This is a genomic window from Fictibacillus sp. b24 (genome assembly GCF_030348825.1).
Lineage (GTDB): Bacteria > Bacillota > Bacilli > Bacillales > Fictibacillaceae > Fictibacillus.
Window position 1 is genome coordinate 1154678 of record NZ_JAUCES010000005.1, and the last position, 20377, is coordinate 1175054.

Sequence of the window (20377 nt, forward strand, 5' to 3'; positions counted from 1 at the left end):
TGAATGAACATTTAATAAAAACGGATTCTTTAACTAGACAAGAAGGTGAACAATTTGGAACAGATTTTGGGAGAAGATTGGCAGGTTTCCCCTGCTGGTGGAGCAACAGGAGAAGCATATATAGCTGAATACGGGAACCAAAAACTGTTTTTAAAGCGCAATTCCTCTCCGTTTTTAGCTGTTCTTTCAGCTGAGGGAATCGTCCCTAAACTTTTATGGACGAAAAGACTTGGTAATGGGGATGTAATCACAGCTCAACAATGGCTGAACGGGCGGGAATTGAAAGCAGCCGATATGAAAAGTGAAAATGTAGCTAAACTTTTAGCGAAAATTCATCGATCGCAGGAGCTACTAGGTATGATGAATCGACTTGAAAAGAAGAGATTAACACCGGTTGATCTTTTAAATGATATTCAATTACAAATGCGCAAAGAAAAAGACTATCTTGAAATCATCAATGATTCGTTTGCCTATCTTATGGAAACCGCATCTGAAGTCGAAGTTGATGATTTAGTCGTGTGTCATTGTGATGTAAACCATAATAATTGGCTGCTAAGTGATTCTAACGAACTGTTCCTAATTGATTGGGACGGCGCGATGATAGCTGATCCTGCACTTGATTTAGGGATGCTGCTGTACAGCTACATCCCTTATGAAAATTGGGAAGAATGGCTTGGCATATATGGCGAGACATTAGATGATCATTTAGAGAGAAGAATGCATTGGTATGTTTTGGCACAAACGATAAGCTCTTTTTTCTGGTATAAAGAAAAAGGACAGTCAAAAGAGACTGCCCAATTTGCAGAAAATATTAAAAAACTTGCAGGTTCGATTTAAAAGCTGACAATATAGAAGTTAATCTGACACTATTTCCTAGGGAATAGTGTCTTAATATGGGTGATGTGTCTGAATTGTATTAATCCATGTCTCTAAGTGTGGGCGATGGCTTGTTATATGTTCTTCCAAATGCTGATGAGTAAAGCCTGTATGACTATATTCGTTAATGTTAGTCAAAATGTTCCTTACTTCTTCATGGACTTCACCATTCTGCATTAAATGTGCAGCAAGACGTTCTAGCTGTGCACATTCTGATGGTGAACCAGCACAATCGGTGTAATGGTCTTGAAGAAGATCTCTGATGATATGCAATTGATCATTATGATTTAATGGCATTTTGCTGCACATCCTTTCATTGCATAGCTTATGGATTTCAGAAAAAAATATCCTTAAAAGCAAGATGATTTACGGGATAAAAATTAATTCGTAATAAGATTATTTTAGTTAGTAAAGTGGGGAGAAAATATGCGTCAAAGATTTAAGCCATGGGCGAAAGATAAATTGATGGACAATCCAGAGTTTGTTTCCATTGAACCTGAATCCATGAAGGGAAAATGGCATTCCTTTTTCGGTAATGATAACCCGATTCATATTGAAGTCGGAACAGGTAAAGGGCAATTTATAAACGGAATGGGGAAGCAGAATCCTTCGATTAACTATTTAGGGATGGAGCTTTATGATAGCATTATAATTACTGCTCTCGATCGTATTCTCGAGGATAAAAAGCCGAATGTTAAACTGATTCGAGCAGATGCAACACATTTACTCGATTATTTCGAGCCAGGAGAAATTGATCGTGTTTATTTAAACTTCTCAGATCCTTGGCCAAAGAAAAAGCACGCTAAAAGAAGACTGACTCATGAAAGTTTCCTTAAACGATACGAAACAGTATTAAAGAAACCAGGGGAAATTCATTTTAAGACTGATAACCAAGGTTTATTTGAATACTCGCTTCACAGTATGTCAACGTACGGAATGTTTTTTAATGACGTAAGTCTTGATCTCCATAAAAGTCATATGGAAGATAACGTCATGACAGAGTATGAAGAAAAATTCTCTGAAAAAGGGGACCGTATTTACAGAATGGAAGCACAATTTCGTTCCTAAAACTCAAGCCTCTGCTTGAGTTTTTTCTTTTCTTTTCTTCATTGTTTCTTATGATACACTTGTAGGGAATAAAAAATGTGAAGGGAGAAGGAGCTATGGATCAGTGGAAAGTCGGAAGTAAAACGCTTACATGGTTAGATGGTGGGGTAACACATATGGATGGCGGGGCTATGTTTGGAGTCGTTCCTAAACCATTGTGGGAAACAAAATACCCCGTTAACGAAAGAAATCAGATCGAGTTAAGAACGGAACCTATTCTCGTTCAAGGATTTGAAGGGAAAAACATTTTGATTGAATCAGGTATAGGTGCCGGGAAATTAACAGAAAAACAAAGAAGGAACTATGGAGTCACCGAGGAATCTCAAATTGAAAAAAGTCTTGAAAAAGAGGGATTAACGACTGCTGATATTGATATCGTACTTATGACTCATATGCATTTTGATCATGCCTGCGGACTTTCTCGATGGAAAGATGACAAGCTGGTTCCTGTTTTTGAAAACGCTATTATTTACACTTCAGAAACAGAGTGGAACGAACTGCAAAATCCGAATATTAGGTCGCAAAATACATATTGGAAAGAAAATTGGGAGCCCATTCAAAACCAAGTAAAAACGTTCAAAGAAGAAATTGAAATTTTAAATGGGATTAGGATGGTTCATACAGGTGGGCATAGTGATGGTCATTCACTTATTGAACTCACGTTAGAAGACGGTGAAAAAGTATATCACATCGGTGATATTATGCCGACACACGCTCATCATAACCCGCTTTGGGTACTTGCTTATGATGATTATCCGATGACTTCAATCTTTCAAAAACAAAAATGGATACAACCTGATACATGGTATTTTTTTTATCATGACTGTATCTATCGTGCCGTTAAGTGGGATAAAAACGGTGTGTTGACAGAGAGAGTTCCGCGATCTCCAAAAATGTGAAAAAATCGTCACATATTTTCCATTTTCAAGTGAATGTTTGAAACGACAGGATATGTTAAAATATGAGAGGCATGAATTTATCAATTTTTATTTATATCTTAAGAGGTAAAATGAGAGGGGATTAAAAATATGAAAAAACAGTTAGTAGCCATTTTTACCGTTCTAGCACTGTTTTTATCAATGGGGACATTTGTGTCTGCTGAAACTGCCACAGATGAAATGAAAAAGACGATTGAAAAAGGTATTGAAAGTAAACATAAGGATCTAAAAAAAGGTTCCTTAACTTTATCTGACATTGAGACATATCCGAATGAAGACTCAGAATTAGAAGCTTCTGAAGTTACAGTAGCAATCGCTAATTATGATACGGTTAGAGATAACATTTTTTATTTTGATCACACAGAAGTTGTTTTTTATGACGCTGACAAGAATGAACTTTTAGCAGAAGCAGCTGTTGCCAAAGCAAACCCAAAAATTAAAGACTATAAAAAAGCACGTGAATCAGAACTTGGAACACATATGGATTGGATTGTAGTAACAGCATTGTTGTTCATGTTAATTATTATTCCATTGTTCATTTTGACAGTTTGGGAAAAACGTCAATACCTTACTACCAAATTCAAGATCGATAATAATCTTTACAATCAAACAAAATTATATCGATAATCTAAAAAGCCCTTAGGATTTCTCCTAAGGGCTTTTTATCACTTTTGAGCAAGTTGTAACAGCGTTCCTGTTTCAGCATCGATTAGAAACTCAAAATGTACGGCTTCACTTCCAGGAATGGAGTGAGAAAAGCCGCCTTTATATACAGAGTACGAAAGACCATGTACGTTTGCATCTTCGGGCTTAACGATGATCCAAGCTCCTGTAATGCTATAATGCTCACTTGCTTTTTCTTTCAATAGCTTTAAGGCTTTCTCTGGTGTGATGGATTCTGTTTGCTTTTTTGTAACCACATACCCTATTGCAGCGCCTGTCAGGCCTGCTAAGATCAGGTTTCTCCAATTCATGCGTTTTCCCACCTTATGTAAGTTCATTTTCATTTTCTACTTTTAGTATAACAAAGAAAAGCCTTCTTTTTCTTGTCTGTTTTTGATAAGATACTCATGATAATGATGGAGGGTTCGAAATTCCCACCCCTCTTAAAACAAAACTAGGGAGCGTGAAGAATGATTTTTTACACTCTCTGCGTTAGCAGAGTTTTTTTGTTTTCGTGCTCCACTCGAAAGGATGAACAGGAATGACATATAAAATTCCAACAGATGTTCAAGTACTGGATCGCGATATTAAACGCGAGCAGTTGAAGTATCATAATAAACGTGTTGCTGTGTGCAAAGAATTTACGTTTGATGCAGCTCATCATCTGCATTGTTATGAAGGAAAATGCAAAAACCTTCATGGACATACGTACAAGCTTGTTATTACAATGAGCGGTTTTGTAAATGAAATAGGAATAGCGGTAGATTTTGGAGAGATAAAAGAAATATTCAAAACGGCTATAGACAGCAAGCTCGATCACAGATATTTAAATGAGGTTCTTCCTCCAATGAATACAACTGCAGAAAATATGGTTGTTTGGATATGGGAACAAATCGATATTGAGTTGCAAATACGAGGCTTATCGAAGCAAGGACACAGATTGGAAGAATTAAAATTGTTTGAAACACCTACAAGCTTTGCCATTATGAAAAGAGAGTGGATGGTGGAAAATGAAAACATTTAATCTTCCGTCAAAAGATGTATGGAAACATTGGACAGTACCAATGGTTGAAATCTTTGAAACCGTTGAAGGAGAAGGTCTACAGGCAGGATATCCCACTGTTTTTGTTCGCGTTTTTCATTGTAACTTACGATGCACTTGGTGTGATACTACCTACAGCTATGCTCCTGCCAAGCCTGAGTTTGAAGCGTCTATAGAAGAAATTGTGAGTACAATTAAGACGTTTCGATCACAGCGTATCTGTTTTACTGGTGGTGAGCCTCTTATCCACCGCGAAAAATCAGCTGCATTGCTCATGGCGATGGCAGATTTGGACCACATAGTAGATATTCATATTGAAACAAATGGTGCTATTGATTTACAGCCGTTTGAAAATATGCGTAACTCTCATCCTGATCTGCAAAAAAAGATGAGATTTGTGATGGATTATAAGCTCCCTGCTTCAGGTGAGATGGATAAAATGAACCTGGAAAACTTTAAAGAGCTCCAAAATCAAGATGAAATAAAATTTGTTGTAGGGTCAGAGGAAGATTTCGAAATCACAAAGCAGGTGGTCTCTGAACATTACCGAAATGGACAGATTTGTGTAAGTCCTGTTTGGGAAAGCATGCCACCCAGACGCCTTGTTGAACTTTTATTAGAAACTCCACTTCCTAATGCGAAGCTAAGTCTTCAGCTTCATAAGGTAATCTGGCATCCAGAGGAGAGAGGGGTTTAGCGATGAGTAAAAAAGCTGTTATTGTTTTAAGCGGTGGCCTTGATAGCACAACATGTATGGGAATTGCAAAAGCAGAGGGATACGATCTCTACCCGATAACGTTTCATTATGGACAGCGCCATAATCGAGAAGTGGAACAAGCGATTGAAGTTGGTAAGTTTTATAATGTGGAAGATCATAGAATTGTAGATCTTACGTTTTTAAAAGACATTGGAGGAAGTGCTCTTACCGATGAGAAAGTAGATGTTCCAACTGAGGCTGAAGAAGGCATTCCAGTTACCTATGTTCCTGCTAGAAATATGATATTCCTTTCACTTGCCAGTGCATATGCTGAAGTAATCGGAGCAACTGCTGTGTACACAGGAGTTTCTGCTGTAGATTTTAGCGGTTATCCGGATTGCCGGCCTGAATTCATTAAGAGCATGGAAGAAACGATTAACTTAGCAACAAAAGCAGGCGTAACAGGTAAGAACATTTCAGTGGAAACACCACTTATTCACTTGTCTAAAAAAGAAACGATTGAAAAAGGTTTGTCTCTCGATGTTCCATATGAACTAACAACATCTTGTTATAATGGAAAAGAGACGGCGTGCGGAAAATGTGACAGCTGTGTTCTGCGGTTAAAAGGATTTAAAGAAGCAGGTTCAGTTGATCCGATTCCATACGAAGTCTAGAACACTCATAAACCTAGAAAACCCCTTCTGATTAGGTGTACAATGAAAATGTATACGTGACCAATTAGAAGGGGTTGTTTTATATGAATGAAGAAACACTGAATTTGTTTAAGACGTTGACAGAACTTCCTGGTGCACCAGGTTTTGAGCGGGACATTCGTAAATTTGTTCGTAAGGAAATAGAGCCAGTATCAGATGAAGTCATTCAAGACGGACTGGGCAGTATTTTTGGTGTTAAAAAAGGCAGCGGCCCTAAAATCATGGTGGCAGGACACATGGACGAAGTAGGTTTCATGATAACGAAGGTTACAAGAAATGGAATGCTGAAGTTTCAAGAATTAGGCGGCTGGTGGAGCCAAGTATTATTAGCGCAGCGTGTTAATATCTACACAGATAAGGGAGATGTGATAACAGGAATTATTGGATCTACACCTCCACACCTGCTATCCGAAGATCAGCGCAACAGACCGATGGGGATTAAGAATATGTACATAGATATCGGAGCAGATGATGATCAGGATGCCTATAGCAAGGGGATAAGACCAGGGCAGCAAATCGTACCGATCTGTCCGTTTACACCTATGGCCAATCCGAAAAAAATCATGGCTAAAGCATGGGACAACCGTTATGGTGTGGGACTAGCTATTGAACTGCTGAAAGAATTAAAAAATGAGACATTACCAAATGAATTATACAGTGGAGCTACTGTTCAAGAAGAAGTAGGGCTGCGCGGGTCAAAAACAGCAGCTAACCTCATCCAGCCTGACCTGTTTTTCGCACTTGATGCAAGTCCAGCGAACGACATGATGGGCGATAAAAGCGAATTTGGCCAGTTGGGTAAAGGGGCACTATTACGAATTTTAGACAGAACAATGGTTACACACAGAGGGATGAGGGAGTATATCCTAGATACAGCTGAAACACATAACATACCGTATCAATACTTCATTTCTCAAGGCGGAACGGATGCTGGCAGTGTTCATGTCTCTGGGAATGGTGTACCATCTGCTGTGATCGGTATCTGTTCTCGTTACATTCACACACATGCTTCTATGATCCATGTTGATGACTATGCTGCTGCAAAAGAACTGCTCGTAAAGCTTGTGAAAACAGCGGATGAATCCACATTGAAAACAATACTAGAAAACAGCTAAGGAAGAGCGGGATATGAGAATTGGAATCGGATCAGAAAATCCTGCGAAAATTGAAGCAGTCAGGCCTTTTATAATGTATTTTAAAGATGCGAAACTTGTTTCTTATTCTTCAGATTCTTTAGTTTCTGCTCAACCTTTTTCGGATGAAGAAACAAAGGAAGGTGCCATTAACCGCGCAAAAGATTGTGTGAAGCAAGGAGCGGAAATCGGCCTTGGACTTGAGGGCGGTGTTATGGAAATGGCAGACGGTATGTACTTATGCAACTGGGGAGCGGTTGCTGATTCTGAAGGGAATATCTTCTCAGCAGCTGGAGCGAGAATTTTGCTTCCGAATGATGTTGTTCAAGGTTTGAAGCAAGGGAAAGAACTTGGAACGCTAATGGGGGAACTAACAAACGACCCTGAAATTAGAAAAAAAGATGGAGCGATTGGTGTTTTCACGAGTGGCATGTTGTCTCGAAGTGAGATGTTTTTGCATATAGCAACGATTTTATTAGGGCAATATGTCTATAATCTTAATAAATAGCTGATTTTGTAGTCAGTGTCGTTATTGAAAGTAATTGATTTTCGTTCCAGGTGCTCGCTTTCCGCGGGGCAAGCGGTGAGCCACATTCGTAACGTTTCACTCTTAAGTGTCTCACCTGCCCGCCTGTCCCGCAGGAGTCTCGCACCTTCTACTACAATCAATTGTTCAAAGATGATAATAAAACGATTTAAAAGCAACAATGCTTTACTGCCAAATAAAAAATGTACAGGCTGACAGATAAGGTACTAAACCTTTTCTGTCAGCCTCTTTGTATGAACAGAACTGATCTGGGAAGATTAGAAACAAAAAGGTAGTAAGGCGGATTTTCTTTTGAATACATCTGTGAAGATCATCTTAATCATATTTTTTACCATTTTTGTTATTTTTGCAGGATGGATTATCTATGCGGTTATGCCTGCTGAAGGTTCAGCTGAAAAGCCATTTATCGTGAAAGAAAGCAGTGATTTTTCCTCATTATCTCGGAAGCTAAAGAATGAAGGATTTGTTAAAAACCCATTTCTGTTTAACGTCTACAGCACAATAACGGGAAAAAAAGAAAAAATTGCAACTGGTGAACATACCATAAAGCAGGGGGCTAATTATAAAGAGATTCTTGCAGACCTCTCCACGTTAAGTAAAGAAACAGAGGCTGATGAAGTTGTAGTTCCAGAAGGCTTGACCGTTATTGAAATGGCAGATCGTCTTAGCCAAAAAGGGATTGTAGATCGAGAAGCATTTCTTAACAAAGCAAAAACGTGGAATACGCTTACTAAAGAACAGCAAGAACAACTAAAATTCAATGATGAAGAATTACATCAAAAAGTAAAGTATGCTGTGGAAGGACTGCTTTATCCTGACACCTATTTCTTTGAAAAGAAAATGGATGAAGGAGATGTGATTCGTCAGATGATTGACCGTATGATTGAAAAAACAGCAAATATCAGAATGACTACGGATCAGACACCTTATGAAATGATCACACTGGCATCAATTATTGAAGAAGAAGCTTTGTTGAATAAAGAGAAGCGAACTATTGCTGGCGTTTTTATAAACAGGATACGTGATGGGAAGAAACTTCAATCTTGTTCAACAGTTCAGTATTTACTAGATAAACCAAAAGCTGCCCTAAGAAGAAAAGACTTGAAAATAAAAAGTCCTTACAACACATATTTGAATGAGGGACTTCCACCAAGTCCTATTGCAAGCCCAGATCTCACTTCTTTAAAAGCTGCGGCAGATCCAGAAAAACATGATTATTATTATTTTTTAGCTAAACAAGATGGCACTTGGAGCCATTACTTTTCAAAGACTTATAAACAACATAGAAAGTACACGCAATTGAGTGGAAATTATTAAAACCCGGTGAAAAGACACCGGGTTTTGGTATTTTATTATCTTTTTGATTCTTTATCCATTAAGCTATTCTCATCTTCTTGAGTTTCTGCTTCTTGAACATGATCGTTTGATTCAGCTTCTTCAACAGTATGTTTCTGATCTTCATCATCCTCTGCATCATAAGCGATAAATGAACCTGTTTCACTCTCATCAGTTGCAGCTGCAACTTCTTGATAAGTGTCGATAAACACTAAGTTCTCTTCTGAAACAGAAGCGGCTACTTCACCTAGTGAGAACTGATCCACCTCTTCTTGAAGTGAAAGGGCAATTTCTTGTAATTCAGTTGCTGCCAAATTCACTTGATGAATCGCTTCTTTTTGGTGAATGCTCGATGCACTTACCTGTTCACTTGTTGCTACGGACTCTTCAGAAATTGCACTAACTTCGAATAGTTTTTCAGATAAGTTTTCATTAGCTGATTCAACTCTGTTGATCGCACTCTTCACTTGAGAGATTCTTCCGTTGATCTGTGATACATTTTGAATGATGCTGCTGAACGCTTTTTCTGTCTGTTGAACGGACTCTACTTGGTCAATTCGATATTGCTCAAAGCGCACGGTCTCTTTTGATAACAATTCCATTTGATTCGTCATCGTTTTAACGAGCTGCTGAATTCTAAGCGCTTCGTTTTTAGAACGTTCAGCAAGTTTTCTTACTTCGCTTGCAACTACCGAGAAGCCTCTTCCAGCTTCACCTGCTCGTGCAGATTCAATCGCTGCATTTAAGGCAAGAAGGTCTGTGCTTCCTGCGATTTCTTGGATAGTCTCGACAATTGAATTAATCTGTTTGGATTGTTGGCTTGCATCTTGAATTTCTGAGATAAGGCTTTGTGCTAATTCTAAAAAGTTTTCAGAATGTGTGTTTAGTTGATGAACGATGTTAGAACCAGCTTTCCCATCGTTTTCCGCTTTTTGAGCATCGATTGAGATCTCGTCACTAATGTTTGCCGTCTCTTTTATGGATTCCGTCACTCCTGATAATAAAAGGGTGCATTCTTGCAGGTGATCTGCCTGACTTTGAGCACCTGTTGCAACTTGAGAGATTGCTTCGGTTACTTCATCACTTTGAGCAGTTGTTTCCTCGGATACTGCTGCTAAGTTTTGAGAAGAACTCGTTAATTTTTCAGCAGCATATTTTACTTCGGTCATTGATTTTTGCATTTTTTCTGCCATTCTATTAAAGGTTTGTGCCAGTTCATCCATCTCATCCTTAGAATGAGTTTCCACACGATACGAAAGATCACCTTCACCAATAATGGCTGCTCCTTCTTTTAGAGAGGAGATAGAAGATTGGATAGAACGCATTAGCCAAACGCCTATTACACTTAGAATAGATAGAATCAAGATGCTTAAACCGATTAAGCTGATCGTAAGCCAAAACTTGACTGATTTTTGTTTATTCGTTAGTTCTGCGTTCTCTTTTTGCAAGCTTTTTTCTGCATCTGCAGTGGACTGATCCACAACACCTGCAATCTGCTCAAAAGTCTTCACATCATCATCGATCTTTTTAGTAATCGTTTGAATCGTATCTGCAGAAGTTGTATACTTTAATAATTTTGATTTAAAAGCAGATAATTGCTCCGCGGGCAGATTTTTTTCATCTAGCATCCGATCAAAGACTACGGCACTTTCTTTGAAATTTTCGACAGATGCGCCGTCATATTTGATGTGAATTTCTTTTTCATATGTTTGCATCTGCAAAAGATTGATTAATAAAACTTGGTCATTCATGCCTTTAACCGTTTCATAAAATTCGTTTGAAGTATCAGTCATCATCTGTTTTAAAGAATTGAGCTGGGTAGTCAAACCTGTTGCAGAATCAAACGATGTCTGATAAGCGGATAAGTCTTTCTCAATACCTTTTAAAGACGGATTGTTTGTTTCTTTAACGACCTTGCCTGTATCCTTTTGCAAGTTGCTGAGTAAAGACAATACATGTTGTTTAGATTCAGGGCTAGGTTTTCTTAAGTATTCTTGTTCGTGTTTGCGTACTTCATTAAACGAACTTCGGACATCATTGCTAGACAGCAATGAAAGCTGAAGATTTTCTCTTTCCTTCTCCATTTGGGTGTTCTGCCATAAAAATAACCCAATAAATGCAAGTAATAGTATCATTCCGGCTAAACTGATAAGAAGCATCAGTTGTACTCTTTTACGAATCGACATCTTCAAATGTATCCCTCCCTGCCATTTTATCGGCTTTTTTTCAAATAAGTTTACGTTTAAAAGTAAAAAGAGAGAGGAAGTACGCTCTTCGTATTGACAGGTGTCTTTACACTTGGGTAAAACAAGATATAATGTTTTAGGGACATGTATGAACAGAATGTAAAAGGAGTAAAAAACATGAGGGATTTTCTGCAGAAAAAAGGAGTAAGTCTATCTCCTAAGATATATTTCATCACAGGTTTTCAATATTTTGCACTTGGTCTGATGGCCTCACTTATCGTAGGATTGATTTTAAAAACAATTGGCGAAGAGCTTTCTATACCTTTTTTTACTGAAATGGGACAGCTAGCGATGACGCTTATGGGTCCTGTCATTGGTACCGCAATAGCATTCGGATTAAAAGCACCTCCGCTTGTTATGTTCTCAGCAGGTATTGCGGGCGCAGCAGGAGCTGAATTAGGCAGTGTTGCAGGATGTTACGTAGCAGCGGTTATCGCGGTTGAAATTGGTAAGCTTGTATCTGGAGAAACCAAATTTGATATTCTTGTAACCCCTGCTGTAACCATTCTTACTGGGTATACGGTGGCAACTTTCATCGGACCAGGAATTGATTCGTTTATGAAGGGGTTTGGTCAGCTAGTCATGTGGTCCACTGATCAAAGACCTTTAATCATGGGTATTTTAGTAGCTATTTTATTAGGCTTTGCACTAACAGGCCCCATTTCCTCAGCTGCAATTGCGATGATGCTGGGGCTTGAAGGTCTTGCTGCAGGAGCGGCAACAATAGGGTGTGCAGCGCAAATGATGGGGTTTGCTACCAGTTCTTTTAGGGAAAATGGATTTGGCGGCTGGTTGACACAAGGAATTGGTACGTCAAAACTTCAATTTCCAAACGTGGTGAAAAATCCGTTCATATTAATTCCTCCAACCGTTGCAGGAATCCTGTTAGCACCGATCGGAACGCTTTACTTTAAGATGGAAAACATTCCAGCAGGAGCAGGAATGGGGACAAGTGGACTTGTAGGACAAATTATGACGCTCAGGACAATGGGCTTTACCTTTGAAACGTTTCTTGCTATATTTATTTTGCATTTTGCTGGACCCATTATCATAAGTCTTGTGATTTCAGAGTGGTTAAGAAAAAAAGGTTATATAAAATTTGGCGATATGAAGCTGAATCAATAGGGAGTAATGTAATATGGAAAACATAAAATCAATTGAGCAATTTCAAGATACTATTAAAACCGGTGTAACAGTAGCTGTCTTTTCTGCAGACTGGTGCCCGGATTGTGTTGTGATCAAGCCTATCCTGCCTGAGATTGAGGAAGAATATTCTAGCTGCCAATTTGTTTATGTGGATCGAGATGAGTTGATTGAGCTTTGCCAAGAGCTAGATATCTTTGGCATTCCAAGTTTCGTTGCTTTTAACGAGGGCAAAGAAATTGGGCGTTATGTGAATAAAGAAAGAAAGACAAAAGAGCAGATTGTTGCCTTTTTAGAAGAGCTTAATATTCCTTCAAAATAGGTTAAAAGAGTATGTTATAATAACAAAAAAATGATTTTTTAAATTGGCTGTTTTTATAATCCTTGTTGTTTTTGAAAGTAGTTGACCTCCGTTCCAGGTACTCGCTTTCCGCGGGGCAGGGAAGTTAGCTTTCTTGCTCCTGCGTCTAAAAGTAAAGCTATAGAAGTGTTTTCCTCGTCGCATGCCTTGCGAGAAGATTTTCAAGTTGCAGGCACGCACCATACACTCCAATCAACCTGCAAATGGAGAGAAGTCAAAATAAATGATTCTAGAAGCAACAATAAATTAGAAAAAAGGCCGTATTATGAAAGGAAGTTTTTTTAAATGGCTAAAGTAGAAGTAAACCACAGCAAATATGAAGGAATACGTTTTGATATTCAAGATGAGAATGTAATCCTTGTTGATATATTAGAAACAATTCCTTACGAGTATGTTGGAAAGGATACGCTAGTTACTATTCCAACAACAGAATTCACATCTGTATGTCCTTGGTCAGGTCTTCCGGATTTTGCTGATATTATCATCAGCTATATTCCAAACGAAGATTTAGTGGAAATGAAATCATTAAAATATTATTTAACATCATACCGTAACGTTGGAATCTACCAAGAGCATGCGACGAACCGCATTATGGAAGATCTTGCTAAACTCTTAAAACCAAAATACTTAAAGGTTACTGGAAACTGGAACGCTCGTGGCGGACTAGGAACAGAAGTAGTAGTAGAATATAAAGAAGATAGCAGCAAGTAATTGAAAAACCTCCATTCGGAGGTTTTTCACGTTAAATAGCGATGTGGTGTGCATACAGAAAGGAGGAAAAAAATGAGCAGTTCAATTAAACTTAAAAAGACTTTAGAAGAAAGATTATCTGGTACTGATCGTGAGTTTGCGTACGATAGAGAAGATGATACACTTCGAATAACAGACAAGAAAACAGGAAAAGGGGTTTCTCTCTCACTTGGAGGACTTAGCGCACGCTGGTCAAAGGAAAAAGACGTGCTTCTTGATAAGCTCGTTTATTACGTCGAAGAAGGATTGAAAGCTGCACATAAACAAGCAGATAACAACCCGTTGTCCAATATTTTTCCTGTCATACGCTCGGCATCTTTTCCTTTAGAAACACCTGAAGGAGAAATACTTTTTTATCAAGAACATACAGCTGAAACAAGAATATATTATGCTTTAGACCTAGGCAAAACCTATAAACTTTTAACGAATGATAAGATGAAGGGGTTAAAAGTGGATGAGTCTCAAGTTCTTGATGCAGCAAGATTTAATCTAAAACGCTTGGCAACAGACTTTAAAGAGGACCAGGTTGCAGGTAATACGTTCTACTTTCTAAATCATAATGATGGATATGATGCGAGCAGAATTCTAAATACAAATTTCTTAGAAGATATGAAGAAAAAGATTAATGGTGAAATGGCAGTGGCTGTACCGCATCAGGATGTACTGATTATTGCAGACATTAGGAATAAACAAGGCTATGATATTTTAGCTCAGATGGCGATGCAATTCTTTATGAATGGCCGTGTTCCGGTTACAGCATTACCTTTTTTGTACGAAAACAAAGAGCTTGAACCGATCTTTATACTAGCAAAGAATAAACCAGTAGAAGATGAAACAACTGATTGATATACAATAAAAAGCCGCTAGAGCCTCTAGTGGTTTTTATTCTTATCTTTTTCACGTGCATGTGCTATAGAAAATATTTAGACTATTGTTTCTCTTCTATTTTCGCTACAATAAAGAAACAACCAACAGAAATAGGTGAGAAAATGAGTTGGATAAAAAAATTAATGAATACATTTTTTGATGATGAAAATGAGGACGACTCCTTTTATGAGAAAGAGCATGATCAGCAGCAGCCTGTAAAAAAACAGCGGGCGACTGAGGAAGTGAATGTTTCTCCAAAGAACAAGCCTGCTCCTTTCGCAAATAATGGAAGAAGACCGTCACAATCGAATACACAGCATCCTGCAAAAATGCTGCATAAATATCCTGAAAACGCACCGTTCCGTTTTCCTGTTATTCCTGATGAAAAAACAGTGAAACCATCCATTCAACGCCATACATATCAGCCAAAAGAACCGAATGTTTACAAGGAAACGGTTCGAGAAGAAAAATCGTATCGAGAAGAACGACCAATTCGTGAACAGAGGCAACAAAAAAATGAACAGGGAAGATACCCATCCCATTCAGGGAAAATGAGTCAGGAGCCAAAACGACAACCGTTTAAAGCAACTCATGTTCCTTCTCCTGTATACGGTTTTGAAAGACGCAACAAAAATGCTGCACAAGATACTCCTGTTACGAAGGATGCACAACCTGAAGTGAAATCAAGGTTTACACCTACTGACGTTCCTTCTCCTGTTTACGGATACGGTAAGAGAAAACCTGAAGGTATTTTGTTCATAGGAAGAGACATTCCATCCAAAGAATCGGTTGCTGAAGAACTATTAAAATCAGTTCAAGATACAATTCCTGCAGCAACAAAAGAAAACTTGATTGTTTCACAAGAGACAGTTCATGAGAACGTGCAGAATGATGTTATCGGTGAAAACGAACAACACAAGCAGGTTGAAAAAGAAACGCCTTCTCTATCAATAAATCAAATTGAGGCAGATAAACATAACACCTTTGACTCAATAGAAATCCGCACAGAGCCTGAAGCAGTGTATGAAATGGAAGAAGAGCATAATAGTGTTTCAGAAACAGAAAGTGTTACAGAATCAGTTGATTTTAGAAATCAATACAGCGAGAGGTTTGAGCCTGAAGTATCAAATGATCAAGATCACGAGAAACATTCTATTATGGAAGAACCAACATTCGCTGAAGAGGTAATCCCTTCTGAAAAGAAAGTTGTTTCAGAAATAGTAGAGCAAAGGGCAGAGTCTCAGCCGAAACGCGAGGCACCAAAAAGTGGCGGGCAATATGTTCCTTTTAATGTACTTATGCTTAAAAAGGATCGAAAAACTCATCCAAACAAAGGTCAAGCTCAACCTCTGCCTCAAAACAGACAGACTGTAAACACAGAAAGAAGGGTACCAGTCAGCGATGTAAATAGTGGAAATCAGCTTTTTGTACCACTTTCATTCTTAAATAAAGCAAAGATGTCACTTGAAGATGATGATCTATGGCTAAACGACCAAAAACAAACCTTGCAGTCCACACTAGATAATTTTAATGTGAACGCAAAAGTAGTACACATGACAAAAGGTCCTGCAGTTACAAGGTTTGAAGTTCAGCCTGCTCCTGGTGTTAAAGTAAATAAGATCACAAACTTAACAGATGATATTAAACTTAGTTTGGCTGCTCGAGACATACGAATTGAGGCGCCGATACCAGGGAAGAATGCAATCGGTATAGAAGTGCCAAACCAGCATAGCAGAGCCGTGTTTCTGCGTGAGATAATAGAGCATGATGTGTTCAAGGATTCTGCTTCTTCCTTAACCGTTGCGCTTGGATTAGATATTTCAGGAGCACCTGTTGTAACTGATCTTCAAAAAATGCCGCATGGATTAATCGCAGGAGCTACTGGATCAGGAAAGAGTGTTTGTATTAATTCTATTCTAGTAAGCTTGCTGTATAAATCAAAACCGGAAGATGTAAGATTGTTGCTTGTTGACCCTAAGATGGTTGAACTTGCTCCTTACAATCATATCCCGCATCTCGTAACACCTGTTATAACGGATGCAAAAGAAGCTACTGCTGCATTAAAATGGGCGGTTGAAGAAATGGAACGCCGATACGAGGAGTTTGCAAAAACCGGTGTTCGAGAAATTAAACGTTACAATCAGAAGATGGAAGAAGAACAGCACTATAAAAACAAGATGCCTTATATTGTTGTGGTGATTGATGAGCTAGCAGATCTGATGATGGTTTCGCCTCAAGAAGTTGAAGAAGCGATCTGCCGAATTGCGCAAAAAGCAAGAGCCTGCGGTATTCACTTACTTTTGGCTACACAGCGTCCATCTGTTGATGTAATCACTGGCCTTATAAAAGCAAACGTACCGACACGAACAGCATTTGCCGTATCATCTGCAATTGATTCGCGTACCATACTTGATATGAGTGGTGCAGAGCGATTATTAGGACGAGGCGATATGCTATTTATGGAAAATGGATCAAATAAGGCGGTCCGTATTCAAGGAACTTTCGTGTCAGACGAAGAGATTGAAGAAGTGACTCGTTATGTTAAAGAGGAATATCAAACAGATTATCTGTTTACTCGTGAAGAGCTGATCCAGCATCAGCAGACAACTGAAGTAGAAGATGAACTTTTTGAGGAAGCTTGTTACTACGTAATCGAAGTTGGGGCAGCATCATCTTCCAGTCTGCAGCGCAGATTTAGAATCGGCTACAACCGTGCAGCAAGATTAGTAGATATGATGGAAGGCTTCGGATTAGTATCTGAAGCGATGGGAAGTAAACCAAGACATGTTCTTTTAACACAAGAAGAACTAGAGAGTCGATTATATAGCGGAGTAGAATAATATGTAGAGCTGGTTGTGGGGTGATGCCCAATACCAGCTCTTTCATTTTTGAGGGAGCAACTTTTTCAACATATTGAATGCAGCTACATCCAAACTCTTCACTGCACTATGCAGTCTAGTATCAGTAGTTCTTGTCTAAATAAATGATTTTCTTGAGTTATTTCGCCTTGTTCGCTATTATAGTGTGGGGAATAGTTCCCTTCTTTTATACGATGTAAAAAGTCATGAGGAGTAAATAGATGAAAGAAATAGAATTAAAGCTGCAAGGTAAAATCAAGCGGCTTACGAATAAAACCTTTAAATTTGATGAACGAATCAGAGAAGGCTGGTTCTCTGCCGTTTATTTTCTTAAAACATGTGAGATTGTAGAATCTTTTAAACCTGATAATATCGTTACAATGCAGTTTTTTCAAAAAAGCGATGCGGTCTTATGCGGTTCTGACGAAGCGATTGCTCTTATCAAAACGTTTGCTAAGAACCCTGAATCTTTAGAGATTCACTCGCTAAAAGATGGTGATAAAATTTCTCCATTCGAAACGGTTTTAACAATTAAGGGACCTTATCAAAATTTTGGTTTCTTAGAAGGAATGATTGATGGAATTCTAGCCAGAAGAACATCAGTTGCAACGAATGTTTATAATGTCGTTAAAGCTGCAAGTAAATCTGGCGTTCAGAAGCCTGTCATCTTCATGGGCGATCGAGATGATCATTTTGCACAGCAAGCAGGAGATGGCTATGCTTCTTACATCGGAGGATCAACTGCACAGGCTACACATGCGATGAATGAATGGTGGGGCAAAAAAGGAATGGGTACTATGCCTCATGCGCTGATTCAAATTTTTAACGGAGATATTGTGGAAGCTACAAAAGCGTATCACACGAAATATCCAGAAGACGACCTTATCTCCCTCGTTGATTATAACAACGATGTGATTACAGACGCTCTGAAAGTTGCGAGAGAGTTTGGGGAAACGTTAAAAGGGGTAAGGGTTGATACTTCAAGAACTATGGTTGATCAATACTTCTTTAGAAATCCAGACGTATTAGGTTCTTTTGATCCTAGAGGTGTTAATCCTGAACTAATATTTGCACTTCGCAAATCACTGGATGAAGAAGGATTTCATCATGTGAAGATAGTGGTAAGCGGAGGATTTAAGAAAGAACGAATTGAACAGTTTGAAGAGCAAAAAGTTCCTGTAGATATTTATGGAGTCGGAAGCAATCTATTAAAGATCAACATAGGGTTTACAGGGGACAATGTAATGATGAATGAGCAGCATCAAGCAAAAGCAGGAAGAATCTATCGCCATAATCCGAGACTTGAGCTTGTAGAATAGGCGATATCGAAATCATTATTTTGGAGAAGTTGGGTAAAAATAGGTAAGTATAGGTTTTACAGTCTATTAGTTTTTTATCATTTGTCTATCATGGTGATGAGACAACAACTTTGCTATAATGGTTCAAGTATTCGGAATCAAGCCTGAATGTGCATAAATAACCAATCCATACATCAGGCATATAATAATACAAATAGGCCTTTTAGAAGGTGTTCTTTTTGTGGAGGGCTATACATGACAAAATACCATTTTATTGGAATTAAAGGGACGGGAATGAGCCCGCTGGCACAAATCCTTCATGACATTGGTCATGACGTACAAGGATCTGATATTGATCAATATATCTTTACACAGGCAGCACTTGAAGAGAAAAACATTCCGGTTCTACCGTTTGACAAAAACAACATTGAAGAAGGTCAAATCATTATCGCGGGTAACGCATTCGGTGAGCAGCATGAGGAGATTCAAGCTGCGAATGAAAAGAATATTCCTATTCACAGATATCACCATTTCCTAGGTGAGTTTCTATCTAACTTCACTTCTATCGCTGTAACAGGTTCTCACGGGAAAACTTCTACAACAGGATTATTAGCTCATGTTGTAGGCGCTGCAAAACCTACATCGTATTTAATAGGAGATGGAACTGGAAAAGGAAGCAAAGGAAGCGAATATTTTGTGTTCGAATCATGTGAATATCGCAGACACTTCCTTTCATATCACCCAGATTATGCGATCATCACAAACATTGATTTTGATCACCCTGATTATTTTACTGATTTAAAAGATGTTATCAGCGCTTTTCAATCGATGGCGATGCAAGTGAAGAAGGCTATTATCGCATGTGGTGATGATGCTAATCTTCAAGAAATTCATGCGCAGGTTCCAGTTGTGTTCTACGGCTTTGGCGACCACAATGATTTTCAAGCTAAAAATGTTAATCGTGGTGATGAAGGTACTACTTTCGATGTATTTGTGCGCAACACATTCTACGGAACTTTCCAGATTCCTGGGTATGGAACGCATAACGTATTGAATGCATTAGCTGTAATTGCAATCTGTCATTACGAAACACTTCCGATGGATATTATTAAAGAGCAGCTGAAGACCTTTACGGGCGTTAAAAGACGTTTTTCTGAAAAATCTGTTGGTGATCAAATCTTAATCGATGACTATGCACACCATCCAACAGAAATTAAAGTAACAATTGAAGCAACAAAATATAAATATAAGAATCGTGAAGTCGTCGCAATCTTCCAGCCGCATACCTTTACAAGAACAAAAACGTTCTTAGATGAATTTGCAGCAAGCTTAAGTGAAGCAGATCATGTGTATCTGTGCGATATCTTTGGTTCTGCTAGAGAAAATGCAGGAAATCTTTCAATTGAGAACTTGAAAGAAAAGATTCCAAACGCTAAACTGATCTCTGAAGAAAACGTGGATGTATTAAAAGAATATAACGATGGAGTTTTGTTGTTCATGGGAGCTGGAGATATCCAGAAATTCCAAAGAGCATACGAAGAAACGCTTACTGCAACTCCATAAAAAAGACTTGCCAATTTCGGCAAGTCTTTTTTTCACTTGGAAGTAGTTGATTTCCGTTCCAGGTGCTCGCTTTCCGCGGGGCAGGCGGTGAGCCACATTTGTACGTTTCACTCTTAAGTGTCTCACCTGTCTAGTTGCAGTGGCTAGCCTCTCGAGGTCAAAAGCTAAATGATCCAGAAGGCAAATTGCGCCTTCCTAGCTCATTCACCTTTTGCTTGTCGGGGCTGAACGAGCCACTTC

The 20377-nt window shown here is 38.6% G+C and carries 21 protein-coding genes; 17 read left to right on the forward strand and 4 right to left on the reverse strand.

Annotated features, from left to right (window positions below; genetic code table 11):
• The first annotated feature begins 54 nt into the window (after positions 1-54).
• The gene (locus QUF49_RS05835; RefSeq protein WP_425590455.1) at positions 55-837 is read left to right on the forward strand and encodes a phosphotransferase; all 783 of its coding nucleotides are present in this window, start codon (positions 55-57) and stop codon (positions 835-837) included.
• A 51-nt stretch (positions 838-888) separates the two neighbouring features.
• On the opposite strand, the gene QUF49_RS05840 is transcribed toward QUF49_RS05835, so the two are convergent.
• The gene (locus QUF49_RS05840; RefSeq protein WP_289494788.1) at positions 889-1185 is read right to left on the reverse strand and encodes a YtzH-like family protein; all 297 of its coding nucleotides are present in this window, start codon (positions 1183-1185) and stop codon (positions 889-891) included.
• Positions 1186-1302: 117 nt separating this feature from the next.
• Between QUF49_RS05840 and trmB the strand changes: the two genes are divergently transcribed.
• The 3 genes from trmB (at position 1303) to QUF49_RS05855 (ending at position 3548) form a co-directional block, all read left to right on the forward strand.
• Positions 1303-1944, forward strand: coding sequence for a tRNA (guanosine(46)-N7)-methyltransferase TrmB (gene trmB / locus QUF49_RS05845; RefSeq protein ID WP_289494789.1), 642 nt, complete (start codon positions 1303-1305; stop codon positions 1942-1944).
• Positions 1945-2039: 95 nt separating this feature from the next.
• Positions 2040-2882 (forward strand): YtnP family quorum-quenching lactonase, encoded by an 843-nt coding sequence (locus tag QUF49_RS05850; protein WP_289494790.1) that lies wholly within the window; start codon positions 2040-2042, stop codon positions 2880-2882.
• Between the two features lie 129 nt (positions 2883-3011).
• The gene (locus tag QUF49_RS05855) at positions 3012-3548 is read left to right on the forward strand and encodes a hypothetical protein (protein ID WP_289494791.1); all 537 of its coding nucleotides are present in this window, start codon (positions 3012-3014) and stop codon (positions 3546-3548) included.
• Positions 3549-3586: 38 nt separating this feature from the next.
• Here the strand turns inward: QUF49_RS05855 and QUF49_RS05860 are convergent, their stop codons facing one another.
• Positions 3587-3895, reverse strand: coding sequence for a PepSY domain-containing protein (locus QUF49_RS05860; RefSeq protein ID WP_289494792.1), 309 nt, complete (start codon positions 3893-3895; stop codon positions 3587-3589).
• Between the two features lie 230 nt (positions 3896-4125).
• Here QUF49_RS05860 and queD point away from each other — a divergent pair, with 230 nt between their 5' ends.
• The 5 genes from queD (at position 4126) to QUF49_RS05885 (ending at position 7677) form a co-directional block, all read left to right on the forward strand.
• Positions 4126-4608 carry a 6-carboxytetrahydropterin synthase QueD gene (gene queD, locus QUF49_RS05865; protein ID WP_289494793.1) on the forward strand — a complete coding sequence of 161 codons (483 nt, stop codon included), beginning with the start codon at positions 4126-4128 and terminating at the stop codon, positions 4606-4608.
• On the forward strand, positions 4595-5323 hold the full coding sequence (locus QUF49_RS05870; RefSeq protein ID WP_289494794.1) for a 7-carboxy-7-deazaguanine synthase QueE: 729 nt from the start codon (positions 4595-4597) through the stop codon (positions 5321-5323). The genes queD and QUF49_RS05870 overlap by 14 nt, the downstream gene beginning before the upstream one ends.
• Before the next feature lie 2 nt (positions 5324-5325).
• Entirely contained in the window at positions 5326-5997 is a 672-nt protein-coding gene (queC, locus tag QUF49_RS05875) for a 7-cyano-7-deazaguanine synthase QueC (RefSeq protein WP_289494795.1), read from the forward strand.
• An 83-nt stretch (positions 5998-6080) separates the two neighbouring features.
• On the forward strand, positions 6081-7151 hold the full coding sequence (locus tag QUF49_RS05880; protein ID WP_289494796.1) for a M42 family metallopeptidase: 1071 nt from the start codon (positions 6081-6083) through the stop codon (positions 7149-7151).
• Positions 7152-7164: 13 nt separating this feature from the next.
• Positions 7165-7677 (forward strand): DUF84 family protein, encoded by a 513-nt coding sequence (locus QUF49_RS05885; protein WP_289494797.1) that lies wholly within the window; start codon positions 7165-7167, stop codon positions 7675-7677.
• On the opposite strand, the gene QUF49_RS05890 is transcribed toward QUF49_RS05885, so the two are convergent.
• Positions 7667-7822 carry a hypothetical protein gene (locus tag QUF49_RS05890; protein ID WP_289494798.1) on the reverse strand — a complete coding sequence of 52 codons (156 nt, stop codon included), beginning with the start codon at positions 7820-7822 and terminating at the stop codon, positions 7667-7669. The genes QUF49_RS05885 and QUF49_RS05890 overlap by 11 nt on opposite strands.
• 185 nt (positions 7823-8007) lie before the next feature.
• On the opposite strand from QUF49_RS05890, the gene mltG reads away from it, so the two are divergent.
• The gene (mltG, locus tag QUF49_RS05895) at positions 8008-9033 is read left to right on the forward strand and encodes an endolytic transglycosylase MltG (protein WP_289494799.1); all 1026 of its coding nucleotides are present in this window, start codon (positions 8008-8010) and stop codon (positions 9031-9033) included.
• Positions 9034-9068: 35 nt separating this feature from the next.
• Here mltG and QUF49_RS05900 read toward each other — a convergent pair whose 3' ends face one another.
• Positions 9069-11237, reverse strand: a complete 2169-nt coding sequence (locus QUF49_RS05900; RefSeq protein ID WP_289497587.1) for a methyl-accepting chemotaxis protein — start codon at positions 11235-11237, stop codon at positions 9069-9071.
• A gap of 177 nt (positions 11238-11414) precedes the next feature.
• Here QUF49_RS05900 and QUF49_RS05905 point away from each other — a divergent pair, with 177 nt between their 5' ends.
• The 7 genes from QUF49_RS05905 (at position 11415) to murC (ending at position 20137) form a co-directional block, all read left to right on the forward strand.
• On the forward strand, positions 11415-12422 hold the full coding sequence (locus tag QUF49_RS05905; RefSeq protein ID WP_289494800.1) for a PTS transporter subunit IIC: 1008 nt from the start codon (positions 11415-11417) through the stop codon (positions 12420-12422).
• Positions 12423-12435: 13 nt separating this feature from the next.
• Positions 12436-12762, forward strand: coding sequence for a thioredoxin family protein (locus QUF49_RS05910; RefSeq protein ID WP_289494801.1), 327 nt, complete (start codon positions 12436-12438; stop codon positions 12760-12762).
• A gap of 324 nt (positions 12763-13086) precedes the next feature.
• Positions 13087-13512, forward strand: coding sequence for a preQ(1) synthase (queF, locus tag QUF49_RS05915; protein WP_066243842.1), 426 nt, complete (start codon positions 13087-13089; stop codon positions 13510-13512).
• A 72-nt stretch (positions 13513-13584) separates the two neighbouring features.
• A complete protein-coding gene (locus QUF49_RS05920; protein ID WP_289494802.1) occupies positions 13585-14397 on the forward strand; it encodes a DUF1444 family protein in 813 nt (270 codons plus the stop codon).
• Between the two features lie 143 nt (positions 14398-14540).
• A complete protein-coding gene (locus tag QUF49_RS05925; protein ID WP_289494803.1) occupies positions 14541-17258 on the forward strand; it encodes a DNA translocase FtsK in 2718 nt (905 codons plus the stop codon).
• 239 nt (positions 17259-17497) lie between these two features.
• Positions 17498-18595: a nicotinate phosphoribosyltransferase gene (locus QUF49_RS05930; protein WP_289494805.1), complete on the forward strand. Its 1098-nt coding sequence runs from the start codon at positions 17498-17500 to the stop codon at positions 18593-18595.
• A gap of 234 nt (positions 18596-18829) precedes the next feature.
• The gene (gene murC / locus QUF49_RS05935; RefSeq protein WP_289494806.1) at positions 18830-20137 is read left to right on the forward strand and encodes a UDP-N-acetylmuramate--L-alanine ligase; all 1308 of its coding nucleotides are present in this window, start codon (positions 18830-18832) and stop codon (positions 20135-20137) included.
• Positions 20138-20377 lie beyond the last annotated feature (240 nt).